The organism is Lentzea flaviverrucosa (assembly GCF_003350445.1).
Lineage (GTDB): Bacteria > Actinomycetota > Actinomycetes > Mycobacteriales > Pseudonocardiaceae > Lentzea > Lentzea californiensis.
The window spans coordinates 181,245-196,275 of the sequence record NZ_QQAU01000005.1 but is presented as its reverse complement, the minus strand read 5'-3'; the positions used below and the strand labels follow the sequence as shown (position 1 = coordinate 196,275).

Here is a 15,031-nt window from a genome sequence, read left to right as displayed (position 1 = left end):
GATCACAGGATCGGCTCCGGCTCGTAGACCGGGTACTTGTCGACGACCGCGGCGACCTGCTCCACGATGGACGCGACCTGCGCCGACGCCACCCCGGTGAACGACAGGCGGTCGGCCAGCAGCGCGTCCAGGGCGGCGCGGTCGAGCGGCAGGCGGGAGTCGGCGGCGAGCCGGTCCAGCAGGTCGTTCTGCGCCAGGCCCTGCTCGCGCATCGCCAGCGCGACGGCCACCGCGTTCTCCTTGATGGCCTCGTGCGCGGTCTCGCGGCCGACACCGGCGCGCACGGCCGCCATCAGCACCTTCGTGGTGCCGAGGAACGGCAGGTAGCGGTCCAGCTCACGGGCGACGACGGCCGGGTAGGCGCCGAACTCGTCGAGCACCGTCAGGAACGTCTCCAGCAACCCGTCGAACGCGAAGAACGCGTCCGGCAGTGCAACCCGGCGGACCACTGAGCACGACACGTCGCCCTCGTTCCACTGGTCGCCCGCGAGCTCGCCGACCATCGACAGGTAGCCGCGCAGGATCACCGCGAAGCCGTTCACGCGCTCGCACGAGCGGGTGTTCATCTTGTGCGGCATGGCGCTGGACCCGACCTGGCCGGGCTTGAAGCCCTCGGTGACCAGCTCGTGGCCCGCCATGAGCCTGATCGTCTTCGCCACCGACGACGGAGCCGCGGCGAGCTGCACGAGCGTCGAGACGACGTCGAAGTCCAGCGAGCGCGGGTAGACCTGGCCGACGCTCGTGAGGACGCGCTCGAAGCCGAGGTGGCCCGCGACGGTCTGCTCCAGCTCCTGCAGCTTCTCGGGGGTGCCGAGCAGGTCGAGCATGTCCTGGGCCGTGCCGACCGGGCCCTTGATGCCGCGCAACGGGTAGCGCGCGATCAGTTCGTCGAGCCTGCTGAACGCCACCAGCAACTCGTCCGCGCCCGTCGCGAAGCGCTTGCCCAGCGTCGTGGCCTGCGCGGCCACGTTGTGCGAACGGCCCGCCATGACGAGGTCGGAGTGCTCGGCCGCGAGGCGTGCGAGCCGGCCGAGGACGGCGGCGACCTTGGAGCGGATCAGCTCCAGCGACCGCAGCACCTGCAGCTGCTCGACGTTCTCGGTCAGGTCGCGCGAGGTCATTCCCTTGTGGACCTGCTCGTGGCCCGCGAGCGCGTTGAACTCCTCGATGCGCGCCTTCACGTCGTGCCGGGTGACCCGCTCGCGCGCCGCGATCGACTCCAGGTCGACCTGCTCCAGCACGCGCTCGTAGTCCGCGACCGCCGTGGCCGGGACGTCGATGCCCGCGGCGGCCTGGGCCCGCAGGACCGCGAGCCACAGCTGGCGCTCCAGCACGATCTTGTGCTCGGCCGACCAGAGCGTCGCGAGCGACGTGGAGGCGTACCGACCTGCGAGGACGTTGGCGATGCGGGGCTTCGTCACGCCCTCAGATTAGTGCACACGGGACTCACTCCCATTTGATGCCGGGCTCCGTGAGCAGCTCTGTGAGCACCCCCACGCGCACCGGGACGGTCTCGCGCTGCCCGTTGCCGTTCGAGGGGTTGTACGCGTAGGCGGTGATCTCCACGACGAGCCCGCTCTCGAACTCGCGCGCGACAGCGGCCTGCTGGACCTGGGGGGAGTCCCAGAGCTGCTCGACCGTGTGAACGACCGACCCGTCCTCCCGCTTGACCTCCTGGCACGTCGTCGCGCCGCCGCAGAAGCCGTTCTTGGAGAACGACTTCTTGGAGACCCTCACCTGCAACGCGGTCGGTCCGATGCCGTCGGTCAGGTACAGGTAGCCCGCGTAGTCCGTCTCGTCCTGCTTCCACTCCGGCGCCTTCGTCTGGTACGGCGGGTAGGCGGGGTTCCGGCCGGGGGAGAACGACGCGTAGAGCTCCTTGAAGTTCGTCATCCGGACGCCGAGCGACTCCACGAGCTTGTCGCCGATGCGCTGGGCCCTCTTCTCGGCGGACTCGCTCGGTGGCGCGGACGTGTTCGTCCTGGTGTCGGCGCCGAGCTGGGTGTCCCTGTCGCGGGGCAGCAGGCCGGGCAGCGAGAACGACGCCACGGCGATCACCGCCGTAGCCACGCCCACAGCGACCAGCGCTCGCCGGCGACTTTTTTTCTGCTCGACCCGCTTGATCAGGGTGTCGGGGTCGAAGTCGAGCGGCGGCTCGTCCCAGACGGCCAGCAGCATTCCCTCGCGGATCTCCTGCTCACTCACGACGCGACCCTCCCCGAACTGCTGTCGAGCTTCTCCACGATGGTGCGCAGCGTCGCGAGACCACGCGCCGTCTGGCTCTTGACCGTTCCCTCGGTGCACCCCATGGCCACTGCCACTTCGGCCACCGAAAGGTCTTCGAAATAACGCAGCACGAGCGCCGCCCGTTGACGCGGCGGCACCTGCAGCAGAGCGGTGTGCACCAGCTCACGTGCCCACAGCTTGGCGCTGGTCGTGTCCGGGTCCACGGTGGCGTCCGCGGCGTCGGGCAGTTCCCCGTCGCGCTGCTCGGCTCTGCGCCACGGCCTGCGCTTCTCGTCCAGCCAAGTGCGTAACAGGACCTTGCGGGCGTAGGCGATCAGGTTGTCCAGGTCCTTGATGCGCTTCCACGCCAGGTACATCTTCATGAGGCTCGACTGCATCAGGTCTTCCGCTGTGTGCCAGTCGCCACAGAAGAGATACGCAGTACGTCGCAAAGACGCGGCATTGGCTGCCGCGAACTCGCGAAAGCCCTGTTCGTCGGCCTTGCGCATGCGTTCCCCTCTCGCGTCCTCAACCAGGGGAACGCATCGGAGGAACGCGGGGTTGCATCACGCGTGACGCGAAAGAGCCGAACGGAGCATCCTGGCCGCCACCCCGCGCGGATCCGACTTGAGCTCGATGAACGAGTTGACCACGGAACCGTCGACCAGCGCGATCAGCTCCTCGACCCGGTCGCTGTCGATGTCACGGCCTGAGCGGGCGAACACGTCGGCGATCAGCCCGCGCAGTTCGGTGGACAGCGCGCGCATCAACGGCCGCAGGTAGGGGCGGCGGCCGGTCGCGACGAGGCGTTCGTAGCGCAGCAGGACGGCCTCGATGTCGGTCGCGTCCTCGCCGACGAGCAGGTCGAGCATGAACTCGACGAGCACGTCGTCGGTCATCTGCTCCGGGAGCGACGAGAGCCGGTGCCGGAAGCTCGAGAGCTCGCTGCGGCCGTGGAACTCGACGGCCGCGGTGATCAGCTCGTCCAGCGAGTCGAAGTAGTACGTGGTCGACGCGAGCGGCAGACCTGCGCGTTCGGCGACCGCGCGGTGCCTGACCGCGTCGAACCCGCCCTCCGCGAACAGGCCGGACGCGGCCTCCACGAGCGCCTGCCGCCTGCGCTCACCCTTGGGAGTTGCTGCCGTCATAGTCGAGCCAGGGTACTGGGCGAACGATCAGAACTTGGGGGCCAGTGCGTCCGCGAACCGCTTGGCCTGCTCTTTCAGCTCGCCGTCGCCCTGGGTGAACACGTAGAGGTCCTGCCCCTTGGCGGTCTTCAGCTTCTCCGCACCGGCGGGCGCCTCGAACGACTGCGGCGTGACGATCGCGGTGACGGTCAGCTCGCCGATCTTGAACGCGGCCGAGCGGGAGTCGGGTGAACAGCTCAGCGACGGCGGCACCGCGACGTCCGGTGGAACCGAAAGCTCGACGGCGAGGGCGTCGGCGAGCTCTCGGTCCACACCTGCACAGCCCTGCACTGCGCTTTCACCGGTCGTGAGACCGGTGCTTCCCGGCGTCTGCGCGTCCCCCTGCGTGGACTTGCTTTCACCGGCGAAGTTCGTGGGCGGTTGCGCCTGTAGTGGAGTCATCGGGGATTCTGCCGCGTTGTCCTGCTTCTGCCCAGAACCCGCGTTGTTCGAATTGCTCGTGTCCTGGCCTACCCAGCCGTTGGCGGCGAAAACCCCGCCGAAGCCGAGCACGACGACCAGGGTGGTGCCGGCCGCGATCGAGTTGCGCCGCTTCAGCGTGGCTCGGCGCGAGGCCTGCCGCACGTCGCCCGCGTCGAAGGACGCCGGTGGTGCGTCGTGCGCCGCGTCGCGGAACAGGTCCGCGAGCTTCTGCTCGTCCATCTACGTCCTCCTCTCGCTGGTCACGACGCCGGTCGCAGGTCGTCGATGGCGTCACCCAGAGCTTCCCGCAGTGCGGCGAGCCCTCGGGCGGTCTGACTCTTCACAGTTCCTTCCGAGCACTTCAGCGCCTCGGCCGTGGCCGTGACGTCGAGGCCCTCGAGGAACCTCAGCACGAGCACCGCCCGTTGCCTGGGCGGAACTCTGCGCAGACCCTTCATCAACGCTTCGCGCGTCGCGACGGTTTCACCGATCTCGTTGTCCGTCGTCGGCGGCTCCGGCATCTCGTCGGTGAACTTCTCGCGCCGCCACGGACGGCGTGACTCGTCGATCACCGCACGCACGACGGTACGTCGGACGTAGGCGTCGAGGGCTTGCTTGTCCCGGATCTTCCGCCACCTCCTGTGCACCGCCACGAAGGCCGTCTGCGCGAAGTCGTCAGCGCGGTGCCAGTCGCCGCACAGCAGGTATGCCGTTCGGCGCACAGCCTCACGGCGAGCCACGAAGTACTCCGCGAACTCCTGCTCGTCGCGCTGATCCACGCGGACTGCTCTCCGCTCGTTCCTCGAGTTGCACTGACTGGACGGAAACTGAGGCACCAACGGTTGCACGAACCACCGGCGAGAGCTACATCACCCCCTCGGTCGTTCACCTGATGTGATGTGATCGAGGCTGTGACCCCCATTGACCTGCGCTCGGACACCGTCACCCAGCCCGATGAGGCCATGCGCCGCGCCATGGCGGCGGCCGAGGTCGGCGACGACGTGCTGGACCACGACCCGACCATGGCCGCCCTGGAGGAACGGGTCGCCGGGTTGCTCGGTGTCGAGGCAGCGCTCTGGGTTCCCTCCGGCTCCATGGGCAACCTCATCGCGCTGTTCGTGCACCTGCAGCGCGGTGACCGGTTCATGGCCCCGCTGGGCGCACACGTGCTGGACGCCGAGCTCGGCACCGCCGCGTGGCTGGCCGGCGGGATGCCGCACGCGCTGCCGGTCGTGACGCCAGAGGCCGTGATCGCCGCCGGCGGTGGTGAGTCCCCTTATTACGGGCTGCGCACCACGCTGTTGTGCCTGGAGAACACGCACAACGCTTCGGGCGGCACGGTGACCTCCGCCGGCGAGCACGCCGCACTGGTCGCCGCCGCCCGCTCGATCGGGCTGGCCGTGCACCTCGACGGCGCGCGGCTGTGGAACGCGTCCGTCGCTCTCGGGGTGCCGCTGACGTCGCTGACGGCCGGGGTCGACACCGTTCAGGTGTGCCTGTCGAAGGGACTGGGCGCGCCGGTCGGATCGGTCGTGGCCGGCTCCGCGTCGTTCGTCGTGGAGGCCCGGCGCGTCCGGAAGATGCTGGGCGGCGGAGTGCGGCAGGGCGGTGTGCTCGCGGCCGCGGGTCTAGTGGCTCTCGACCGGATCGACCGCCTGGCGGCCGATCATTCCAATGCCAATGGATTGGCTTCCGGGTTGAGGGCGCTGGGCTGGGAGGTGGAGGAGCCCTCCACGAACATCGTGCTGGCGTCGGTGCCCGACCTGGAGAAGACACTGTTGTCCTTGCGCGACGTCGGGGTCTTCGCCAGCCCCATGTCGGGCAAGGTCCGGTTCGTGACGCACGGCGACGTGGACTCGTCCGACATCGCCGAGGTGCTGCGCCGGCTGCGAGAGGAAATCTGAGATGCGCTGGATCGTGTTCGACTTCGGCGAGGTGATCAGCCAGCGGAACCCGGCTCGGCCCGCCATGGCGGCGAAGCTCGGGGTGACGCTGGAGGTCTTCGAGACCGCGTACTGGGACCGCGACGCCTACGACCGCGGCGGATCGGACTCCGACTACTGGGGGCGGATCGCCTCCTCGCTCGGAGTGGGCCTCGACGACGCTCTGATCCGCGAACTGACCGCCATGGACAACGCGGGCTGGCTCGACGACCCGGTGCTGGAGACCGTCGCGCTGATCGAGGACCTGGCAGCACTCGGTGTGCCGCTCGCGTTGCTGTCGAACGCGCCGTCGACGCTGGGGCGGCTGGCCGAGAAGGTGTCGTGGGCCAAGCACTTCCGGCACCTGGTCTTCTCGGGTGACATCGGCTGCGCGAAGCCGGACGCGGCGATCTGGGAGCACACGTCGTCCGTGCTCGGTTCGTCGGACGTGATCTTCTTCGACGACCGTCAGTCCAATGTGGATGGCGCACTGGCCGCGGGCTGGGACGCGCGGCTGTGGACGTCAGCCTCCGCTGCGCGCGTTGAGCTCCTTGCGGAGTTCGGCGATCTCCGACCGTAGGTTCCGGAGTTCCTGCGCGGTCTCGAGCTCAGCTTCCTCGACGCCGCGCAGTTTCTCCACCAGCCAGCTGGCGATCGTGCCGGTGATGACACCGAGCAACGCGATGCCGCCGACCATCAGCAACCCGGCGACGAGCCGCCCCTCACCCGTGACGGGGTAGCGGTCGCCGTACCCGACCGTCGACATGGTGGTCAGCGTCCACCACAGCGCGTCACCGAACGTGGTGATGCTGGCGTTCTCCGCGTGCCTTTCCGCGTCCAGCACCGCGAGGCTCGCACAAAACACGACGATCACCGTCACGCCCGCGACGTAAATGCTGACGCGTTGCCTGATCTTGTGCTGGAACTTCTTGTTCAGCAGCGTGATGACCGTGATCAACCGCAGCACCCTGAGCTGCCGCACCATCGGCAGAACCACTGCCAGAAGATCGAATATGTGCGTTTTCAGGAACTTCGCCTTGTTCTGCGCCAGCGTCATCCTGGTGACGAAATCGGCCGCGAACACGCCCCAGACCAGCCACAACACGATCTCCAGGACGAAGTGCATCGCCCCGTGATCATCGAGAACCTGCCACGCGTAGGCGGCGAGGAACACCACGGCGAGTGCCGTCAACGGCCACTCGACCTTTCGCTCCCACCGCTCGAGGCGGGCCTCGTTGGCTAACAACACCGCCTCATGGTGAGTGGTCCGTTCGCATTAATCCAGTGTTCAGCGCTTGGATTTGATCGCACCGTAAGCCGCGGTGCCTGCGAGGAGTAGTCCCCCAATCACAGCGAGCCAGAAAAGGCCTTTCACCACGGCTCCGACGACGGCCAGCACGATCCAGATCGCCACCAGCCACCCGATGATCGCCCACATAGGACCTCCCGTTCCTCTCCCCGTGAACGTCCGGCCACCCGGATTTGTTGCTCTCGGGTCTCCAGGATCTCCTGGCTCAGAGCCAGGCCTTCAGCCGCCGCAGGGCCTCCTCGACGTCCTGCGTGGCGCCCGCGAACGACATCCGCACGAAGTGGTGCCCGTCCACGGGGTCGAAGTCGATCCCGGGCACGATCGCGACCCCGGTCTCTTCGAGCAGCTTCTTGCAGAACCCCATCGAGTCGTCCGTCAGGTGCCGGACGTCCGCGTACACGTAGAACGCCCCGTCTGCCGGCGCGAGCTTGTCGATGCCGAGGTCGGTGAGCCCCTCGAGCAGCAGGTCGCGGTTCACCTTGTACCGCTCGAGGTGCTCGGCCGTCTCCGCGTACGCGTCCTCGTGGAAGGCCTCGACCGCCGCGTACTGCGCCAACGCGGGAGGACAAAGCGTGAAGTTGCCCGTCAGGCAGTCCACGGCCCTCCGCAACCGCTCCGGCAGCAACATCCACCCGAGCCGCCACCCGGTCATCGCGAACGCCTTGGAGAACGAGTTGACGACGATCGCGTCCCGCGACGTCTCCCAGGCGCACTTCAGCGGCTCGCCGTAGCTGATCCCGTGGTAGATCTCGTCGCTGATCAGCTGAACCCCGTTGGCCGCGCACCACGCCGCGATCGGCTCGACGTCGGCCACGGTCCCGGTCGGGTTGGCGGGGCTGGCCACGATCACGCCCTTGAGCCCGGGATCGAGCATTTCGACCGTGGGCTGGAACCGCGTCTCCGGCCCGCACGGCAACTCGACGACCTCGCACCCCAGCGCCTTGAGGATGTTGCGGTAGGCCGGATACCCGGGCCGCGCCAGCGCCACCCGGTCACCCGCGTCGAAGGCCGCCAGGAACGCCAGCGTGAACGCCCCCGACGACCCGGTCGTCACCACCACGTCGTCCGCCGACACGTCGAGGTCGTACTGCCGCTTGTAGTGCCCGGCGATGGCCTCGCGCAGCTCCGGAATGCCGAGCTGCTCGGTGTAGCCCAGCGCGTGCTCGTCCAGGGCCCGCGCGGCCGCCTCCCGCACCGGCCGAGGCGCGGGGCTCGACGGCTGGCCGGCGGCCAGGGAGATCACGTCGCCGTGCGTCCGCTGCCTCCGCGCGGCGGCGGACAGCACGTCCATGACGTGGAAGGGCGGGACGTCGGCGCGGGCAGCCACGGTCAGCATGCCGTCAGGCTAACCGCCCGCCACCCCGCCTCACCTCTGCCCGTTTCGCACCTCGCGCCTGTCAGGTTCGCGCTCGACGCCCCAGCGCCCCACTGCCAGGTTCGCGCTCGATGCCCCCAGTGCCCACGGTCAGCTTTCTCAACGTCGGCTCTCGACGTCTCGCGGCGCAGCACCTTCGGTCGCAACCCCCGCGCTTCCGCAATATGCGGGCGCAGATAACAGTGTTTCAGGACATTCGCTACCCGTGTGGGTGTGGACAACTCGAATCCGGCGCATCTCCGTCACGAGATACCTGACGAAGAAGTGCCGGATTCCGGACAAAGCTCACCCGATCGAGTGGGCTAATACCCTTGGTAACCGCCGCCCTGGGACATCGCCTTCAGGCCTGGGTGGCCTTCGAAGCCGCCATAGCGCGAGAACGTGTAGCGGACGCCGGCGACGATGTTGTCGACCGGGTTCCAGATGTCGTCGTGGCCGGGCAGCTTGTGCGCGTTGAACGTCGAGTCGATGCACTGCATGAGGCCCTTGGAGGGCGTTCCCGCCTGGGCGTTGGAATCCCAGAGGTTGATCGCGTGCGGGTTGCCGCTCGACTCCTTCTCGATGATCTTCCAGATCTCGTCGATGTTCTCCTCGGTGACCGGAATCCCGGCAGCCTGGAGGATCTTGATGGCCTCGCGGATCCACTCCTCGACGTTGCCGGGAGGCGGGCTGCCGGAGGGCGGGCCGCCGCTGGAGCCGAGGCCGCCCGTGCCGCCGCCCTCACCTCCGCCGCCGCCACCGCCGCCTCCACCGGAAGCACCGCCGCCTCCGCCTCCGCCACCGTTGTTCGGCGGAGTGGCGGGCGCGGGCGGCGTGTCCGTTGTGGACGAAGCTTTGGTCGACTCGTCCGGCGGTGGGGTCGGGGCCCATTCGACGGGCCTGCCGGGGGCCGGGGTGAAGGACTGGGTGTTCGGGTCCTCGAGTGAGGAGAACTTCGGGGTCAGCGCGCCAGGGCGGGACTTCAGGGTGCCGGCGGCGGCGTTCACCGCACTTTCCGCTTGGGAGACAACGGGTCGGGCGTCGCTGGTGGCCTCGGCGCAGTAGCCGCGGATCACGCTGTCGACGTCCTCCTGCGGCTGGTTGTGGAGTTGTTGGCGCGTGTGGCGGGCGCGGCTCAGCAGGTTCTCGCAGATGCGGCTCATCGAGGTCTTCGCGGTTTCCAGCGCGTTCGCGGCCGCCTCCAGGTCGGTCGCGGCGTTGGTGAGCGCTTCGGCCATCGAGGTGCCGCACTTCGTGACGTTGGCCATGTAGGCGACGAAACCGTCGGCGGACTTGCCTTCCCAGGCGCCGTCGAGCTGCGTGACCGACCGCTGCAGGACGTTCGTCTGGTCGCCGCACTTGCCCGCGGCCTGCTTCCAGCGGTTCGCGATGTCGCGCACGGCCTGGGGTTGTGCGGTCTCGACCTTGTCCGCGAGCGCGGCCAGTTCCGCGCCGCCGGGCAGTGCCGCGACCTCGTCCATCGCGCTCATGTCAGACCGCCCTCAAGGAGTTCCTGTTGGCGTCCTCGACGTCCGCGACGCTGGTCTGGATCGTGTCCAGCGCACCCTCGGCCTTGCGCAGCACCTTTTCGGCCGCCTCGAACTCCTGAGTGCCCGCCTGGTCCATTGCGGACACCGCGGCGGAGATGGCGCCGGACGAACCGAGTTTTCCGAAGATGTCCGGATTGCCGTACTGGCCGGAAAAGCCGTCACCGATCGCACCGAATTGTCCGGCTTGACTGCTCACGGTTGTTCGGCACTGTTCCATGGCTTCAGTGTTGAACTTCGTCGCAGCCATGCGCGCCCTACCCCCTCAACGTCCGCTCACCGACTTTAGAACGAATTGCGTCAGGCGGTGCGCCGATTCGCTCTTTCGAGACGACGATGCCCGCCCGTCGAGTTCGACGGGCGGGCACGTTCGAGGGTTCCGTGATCAGACTTCTTGCAGGAGCTCCCAGATCGCCCCGGCGAGCCGATGGTTGTCGACCGGCGTGATGGTGCACCACTGGCGACCGTCGCTGCTCGGCTTGAGCTGACGGAGATAGCGCCCGTTGTGCGTGTCGTGGAAGGAAACGACACGATCCGCACGCCGTCCGTTGCGCTGCACACCGAACTGCCCGCGCGTGGAGATGCCGTCGAGCATGCCGGCGAGCTCCTGCGCGTCACCGAGCCGCATGCCCCGCCGCTCCAGCGAGGTGATCATCGCCTGAGCGTCGAGCCCGACGTTCTTGGCGGCGGCCACCAGTTCGTCATAAGGCATGCTGGTCGACCGCCCGAACCCGGCGGGCATCTCGCCGGCGACCGACACCGCGGCCTCGGCGAGCGCCGTGCCGCGCGCCTCGATCAACCACATCTCGTCACGATCCTGCACCGCCAGGATCGCCTCGTCCCCGATCGCCGCCGCAAGGCCGCTGATCTGCCGGTCGGCCCAGATCCAGAGGTCGATCGACACCTGGTGGTTCGCCAGCAACGCGAACCCGTCGGCGAGCTCGGGCACGACCCGCCCGTTGCGGGCGAGACCGCGCGCCTCCAGCGACTCCCAGGCCCGCTTCACCACCTCGGACTTCTCGGTGTGGGTGATGGAAGGAATCCGCGTCTCGAGCGCGACGTGCGCGGCCGGGAGGCGTTGCGCCTCCCAGACCACGGCGAACTCCACTGTGGACAGAACCACAGAACCTGGTGAGCTCAAGGGATCTACTTGTCCTTCGGGTCTTCGCCGATGACGGACTGAACCACCATCCGGTCATCACCGAACATCTCGTCGGAGTCGACACCGTACTTGCGCACGTGCTCGCCGTCCTCCTCGCCTTCGGCCCTGGCCCCGCTGGCGGCGGGCGACATGAGCGAACCGGCACCCTTGCCGGCCACACCACCCTTACCGGCGGCCGCAGCACCTCCGCGATTGGCGTCAGGCCCGACACCGCTGGCACCACCGGGCGTCATGGCGCCACCCGGTCCCTTGCCGGCCGCACCGGTACCGCCGGCACCACCAGCACCTGCACCACCGCCACCGGCCTTGGTGCCACCGATCGTGCTGGGCGCACCCTTGGGCCCGGTGGGCGCGATGGGCGTCTTGGGAGCCTGGCTGGGACCACGTCCGCCACCGACGACCTGTGCCCCACGCGCGGCGGTCGTGCCACCCGCGATACCGGCAGCCGCGGCCGCCGCGGCGGCGACGCCGATCGGCGGAACACCGATCGGCTTGGGCAGGCCGGGGCCCGCGGCGAGCGGGTTGGGCGTGCCGGTGCCGGGCATGACGCCGGTGGCGTTGCCGGGCGTGCTCGGGATGGGGCCTACCGGGACGCCGGGCGAGCCCGGGCTGCCGGGCGAGCCGGTGAAGCCGGGGCCGCCGCCGTTGATGCCGGGAGGGCCGCCTGTGGGCATGCCGACCTGGGGGCCTACGGGCGTGGCGACGGCACCGCTGGCCACGACGATGTCCGGCGGCGGGTTGGGAGTGCGGAAGGAATCCATCGCGCTCTGGCTGTTCGAGGTGTAGCCGTTGAGACTGTCGATGGCCTGCTGGCGCGCCGCGTTGGTCGCCTCTACCTCGGCGGCGTGGTCGGTCTCGATGCCGAAGAAGCCGCCGACCTTGTCCCCCAGGTTCTGCTCCGTGTCGCCGCGAAGCGTCTGGGACTCAGGCGAGCTGTTGCGAGCAGTCGTGGTGCTTTCACTCTGGCGCGCGACAGCATCCGAGTTGCCCTGGGTCGTTTCGCCGGCGTCGCCGATGCCCTCCGCCGAGACCTTGGTCGTCTGCTGGCCCTTCTCGCCGGCCGCGCCGCCCCAGTCGATCCCGAGGACCTTCAGCTGGTTGCGCAGCTCGGTGTCCACGTCCTGAAGACTGCCTGCCAGGTCGCGAAGGACATCGGAAGCCGACGCGAACTTGCGGGCGAGATCACCGTTGTTGAGCTTCTGGACCTCATCCGCGAGCTGCTGGTTGGACCAGCCGTCGAAGTTGAAGTCCGCGATTCGCTCGTTACCCGACATGCCTCCCCCTCACTTCAAAGTCTTGAGAGTCTGGACTGCGAGCGTGGCCGCCTTCTTCGCGTTGCCGCACAGCTGATCCTGAGACTCGCCCTTCTGGGTGGTCGGCGAGTAGTTCACATACAGCGCCTGACCGTCAGAAACGTCCACCGCAACGGCGCAGTTGACGCCTTCGGTGCCGGTTAGAATGATTTCAGCGGCGCCGAATCCCGCGACGTCCAGGAGCTTCGACGTGGTGTTCCCACCGCCATCGAGCCAGGCCCGGATATCCCTGTTGGTCAGGCCGACGACCGTGTAGGCGTACTTGACGCCATTTTCGTAGAAGCAACCGGGCTGCTTTCCCAAATCCGATACTTCGATCTGGTCCGGCACGGCCTCGGCGACTTTGATCTCCGTCATCTGCGATGCCGTGAGCAGCTTGCACGGATCGACGCCGTTGACCTTCAAATCCGCAGGGCGCTTAGGCACTTCCGCGTTGGGCTTCGAGGATTCCGACGTGGGAGACCCACCGGACGTCGGCCCAGGCGTCCCGCCCACACCGCCGGTCGTACAAGCCGCAGCCGCAACGAGAACGGACGCCGCGGCCATGACCTTGAGGATCGACTTGCTCACGTCACCGGTCCGAACGTCGTGGTGATCTCTTCCTCGGAGAAACCGTACTGCTTCGCCGATTCCCTGAGCTGCCCGGACAACTTGTCCAGGCTTTCGACGTACAGCCTGATGCGACCGACATAAGAGTCATCGCCCATCGTCAGACGGCGATTCCACGCGCCTGCGATGTTCGAGCTGACAATGCCCGAGTCACTGCTGTTGACATCGACGTCGAGGTGAGACTCGGCCTTCCTGAGCGCCCTCGCCAACACCGCGGCCTGGTCCTGAATGATCACGCCGGCCTTGAGGACGTTGCCCTCGTTGACGTGGAAGCTCTGACTGGACGGACCCGACGTCAGGCCGTCCAGGGCGGCCGATGCCGAGTGCAGTGCGTTGACCGCGGCCCCGATCGCGCCACCGGCGACCCCCGCGACGGCGCCGAGAACGGCGTCCGCCCCCACGTTCTCCTGTGCCACGACGTCCTACCCCCGTACGGTTGGTAACGGTTCGGTCCCGCTTCGCAGGCTACCAACGCCCGCGTAAGACGTACCTGTAGTTGGACGAAGACCACCCCTCGTCGGTTCCAGATCACGCTCAGTGTCGTTCCTGGTGGCGCATCGCGCCGATTCCGGTACTTTCCGCGACTTGGTAGAGGACGAGCGCGATCGACCGCCTGGGGGCACACGTGAACGGTCCGGGTCATCCACACCCAGCACATCAGCCTTTTCCGCCACGACAGCCGTACCCGTTCCAGCAGTACCCCCAACCGCCGATCCAGCAGCCGCCGAAGAGGAAGCGCGTTGGATTGATCATCACGGCCGTCCTCGCGGCAGTGGTGCTGGTCGGTGGTGCGGTCACGGCGGCGGTGTTCATCAAAAACGACGACGCTCCGGCCGTTGCCGGAGATCCTGGACCCGCTGACGGCGACATCCTCGAACAGCGGACTTCACCAGAAGGCGTCAGGTACGGCGACCTGGCTGTGATCGACGCCTGCACTCTCATGCCGGTGACGCTGCTCGAAGAGACGGGCTTCGGTGACGTCGCGCACGGGCTGCACAGCCAGACCTTCGTGCCGAAGTCGGTGCGGGCGACGGCCGAAGACGCGAGCGACGGGATCTCGTCCTGCCGGTACGACGTGGTGAAGCCGGGGCGTACCGAGTTCCTCAACGTGACCGTGCAACAGGCACCGTTCAACGATCCGCTGCCCGCCCAGGTGATCGGCAACGCGGTCGCGAAGACCATCGGTGGGCTCAGGGCCTTCGTCGATCCGAAGAAGGACCCCGGTGACTACTTCACGCGTGTCTACAGCGTCGACGGCAGGACCGCGGTGCTCGTTCACGCGTCGAATCTCGGGGACAACAAGGGCTTCGACCACGAGACCGCGCACGCCGCGCTGGTGGAGAAGATCGCGCTCAACCTCGCCGCGGCTCCGAAGGAGCAGACCAGGTTCGCCTACACCGGTCGTTACGAGGACGTGCCGGCTGCCTGTGACGTCCTGACCGACGCGTTCTTCGAGCAGGTCTCCCAGGCCAAGGACTCCGGTGTGGTGCAGGCCGAGTTCTGGGCGAACGAGATGCGCAAGGAGTTCCCCCAGAGCAAGACTGAGACGCAGTACGCGTTCGTGACGAGCCAGATGTGCCAGCGTTCGTCACCGGAGTGGCTCATGCGGGAGCGCGGAGTCAGCCTGAAGATGGAACTGTCGATCCATCGTGACGCCGCGATGGTGGCGATCAACGAACCCGACTGCGCCCAGGACTCCGCCGCACGGCAGGCCCTCGGCAAAGCCACTCCGTCACAGGAGAAGGTCGGGGACGCCGACGCCTGCGTCTTCCCGATCGGCGACTCGCTGGTCTACTCCTTCACCGCAGGTCGCACGCAGGTGCGACTCACTCCCTACGGGCCGTGGGCGTCGAAGGCGCCCGAGGAGTTCATCGGCAAGTTCACGCCGGTCGCGCAGAAGGCGGCCGACGAGGTGCGGAAGGCGATCGGATAGGGCACAGCAAGTCGGGTGGGAACGCGGCGAGCCCAATAGCGTTGGG

At 68.0% G+C, this 15,031-nt stretch carries 18 protein-coding genes; 3 read left to right on the top strand and 15 right to left on the bottom strand.

Annotation, left to right across the window (positions count from 1 at the left end; all coding sequences use genetic code 11):
- Positions 1-2 precede the first annotated feature (2 nt).
- Genes purB through DFR72_RS17645 form a run of 6 tightly spaced genes read right to left on the bottom strand, consistent with a single transcriptional unit; the run spans position 3 to position 4,615 of the window.
- The gene (gene purB, locus DFR72_RS17670; RefSeq protein WP_030477789.1) at positions 3-1,421 is read right to left on the bottom strand and encodes an adenylosuccinate lyase; all 1,419 of its coding nucleotides are present in this window, start codon (positions 1,419-1,421) and stop codon (positions 3-5) included.
- Positions 1,422-1,446: 25 nt separating this feature from the next.
- Positions 1,447-2,205: a hypothetical protein gene (locus DFR72_RS17665; protein WP_090066140.1), complete on the bottom strand. Its 759-nt coding sequence runs from the start codon at positions 2,203-2,205 to the stop codon at positions 1,447-1,449.
- The gene (locus tag DFR72_RS17660) at positions 2,202-2,735 is read right to left on the bottom strand and encodes a SigE family RNA polymerase sigma factor (RefSeq protein ID WP_090066141.1); all 534 of its coding nucleotides are present in this window, start codon (positions 2,733-2,735) and stop codon (positions 2,202-2,204) included. Before DFR72_RS17660 ends, DFR72_RS17665 begins: the two co-directional genes overlap by 4 nt.
- A 57-nt stretch (positions 2,736-2,792) precedes the next feature.
- Positions 2,793-3,374, bottom strand: coding sequence for a TetR/AcrR family transcriptional regulator (locus DFR72_RS17655; protein ID WP_090066142.1), 582 nt, complete (start codon positions 3,372-3,374; stop codon positions 2,793-2,795).
- A 27-nt stretch (positions 3,375-3,401) separates the two neighbouring features.
- Positions 3,402-4,076: a hypothetical protein gene (locus DFR72_RS17650; RefSeq protein WP_090066143.1), complete on the bottom strand. Its 675-nt coding sequence runs from the start codon at positions 4,074-4,076 to the stop codon at positions 3,402-3,404.
- A 20-nt stretch (positions 4,077-4,096) separates the two neighbouring features.
- A complete protein-coding gene (locus DFR72_RS17645) occupies positions 4,097-4,615 on the bottom strand; it encodes a SigE family RNA polymerase sigma factor (RefSeq protein WP_090066144.1) in 519 nt (172 codons plus the stop codon).
- A gap of 183 nt (positions 4,616-4,798) precedes the next feature.
- Between DFR72_RS17645 and DFR72_RS17640 the strand changes: the two genes are divergently transcribed.
- Together DFR72_RS17640 and DFR72_RS17635 are read left to right on the top strand one after the other, a co-directional pair.
- Entirely contained in the window at positions 4,799-5,740 is a 942-nt protein-coding gene (locus DFR72_RS17640; RefSeq protein WP_425459898.1) for a threonine aldolase family protein, read from the top strand.
- A gap of 1 nt (position 5,741) precedes the next feature.
- A complete protein-coding gene (locus DFR72_RS17635; protein ID WP_090066145.1) occupies positions 5,742-6,338 on the top strand; it encodes an HAD-IA family hydrolase in 597 nt (198 codons plus the stop codon).
- Here the strand turns inward: DFR72_RS17635 and DFR72_RS17630 are convergent.
- From DFR72_RS17630 to DFR72_RS17595, 9 genes are all read right to left on the bottom strand, one after another.
- Positions 6,282-7,007, bottom strand: a complete 726-nt coding sequence (locus DFR72_RS17630; RefSeq protein ID WP_090066146.1) for a potassium channel family protein — start codon at positions 7,005-7,007, stop codon at positions 6,282-6,284. The genes DFR72_RS17635 and DFR72_RS17630 overlap by 57 nt on opposite strands.
- 39 nt (positions 7,008-7,046) lie before the next feature.
- Positions 7,047-7,196 carry a hypothetical protein gene (locus DFR72_RS45575; RefSeq protein ID WP_166049133.1) on the bottom strand — a complete coding sequence of 50 codons (150 nt, stop codon included), beginning with the start codon at positions 7,194-7,196 and terminating at the stop codon, positions 7,047-7,049.
- A gap of 76 nt (positions 7,197-7,272) precedes the next feature.
- Positions 7,273-8,403 carry a pyridoxal phosphate-dependent aminotransferase gene (locus DFR72_RS17625; protein ID WP_090066147.1) on the bottom strand — a complete coding sequence of 377 codons (1,131 nt, stop codon included), beginning with the start codon at positions 8,401-8,403 and terminating at the stop codon, positions 7,273-7,275.
- Between the two features lie 341 nt (positions 8,404-8,744).
- Complete coding sequence (locus tag DFR72_RS17620) at positions 8,745-9,911, bottom strand: transglycosylase SLT domain-containing protein (RefSeq protein WP_090066148.1); 1,167 nt, start codon at positions 9,909-9,911, stop codon at positions 8,745-8,747.
- A gap of 1 nt (position 9,912) precedes the next feature.
- Positions 9,913-10,218: a hypothetical protein gene (locus tag DFR72_RS17615; protein WP_114773705.1), complete on the bottom strand. Its 306-nt coding sequence runs from the start codon at positions 10,216-10,218 to the stop codon at positions 9,913-9,915.
- Positions 10,219-10,353: 135 nt separating this feature from the next.
- On the bottom strand, positions 10,354-11,109 hold the full coding sequence (locus tag DFR72_RS17610) for an ESX secretion-associated protein EspG (protein ID WP_090066150.1): 756 nt from the start codon (positions 11,107-11,109) through the stop codon (positions 10,354-10,356).
- 5 nt (positions 11,110-11,114) lie between these two features.
- Positions 11,115-12,404, bottom strand: a complete 1,290-nt coding sequence (locus DFR72_RS47515; RefSeq protein WP_090066151.1) for a hypothetical protein — start codon at positions 12,402-12,404, stop codon at positions 11,115-11,117.
- 9 nt (positions 12,405-12,413) lie between these two features.
- The gene (locus tag DFR72_RS17600) at positions 12,414-13,013 is read right to left on the bottom strand and encodes a DUF3558 domain-containing protein (protein ID WP_090066152.1); all 600 of its coding nucleotides are present in this window, start codon (positions 13,011-13,013) and stop codon (positions 12,414-12,416) included.
- Positions 13,010-13,468 carry a hypothetical protein gene (locus DFR72_RS17595; RefSeq protein ID WP_090066153.1) on the bottom strand — a complete coding sequence of 153 codons (459 nt, stop codon included), beginning with the start codon at positions 13,466-13,468 and terminating at the stop codon, positions 13,010-13,012. The genes DFR72_RS17600 and DFR72_RS17595 overlap by 4 nt, the downstream gene beginning before the upstream one ends.
- A gap of 329 nt (positions 13,469-13,797) precedes the next feature.
- On the opposite strand from DFR72_RS17595, the gene DFR72_RS17590 reads away from it, so the two are divergent.
- The gene (locus DFR72_RS17590) at positions 13,798-14,985 is read left to right on the top strand and encodes a hypothetical protein (RefSeq protein ID WP_090066154.1); all 1,188 of its coding nucleotides are present in this window, start codon (positions 13,798-13,800) and stop codon (positions 14,983-14,985) included.
- The last annotated feature ends 46 nt before the right edge of the window (positions 14,986-15,031 follow it).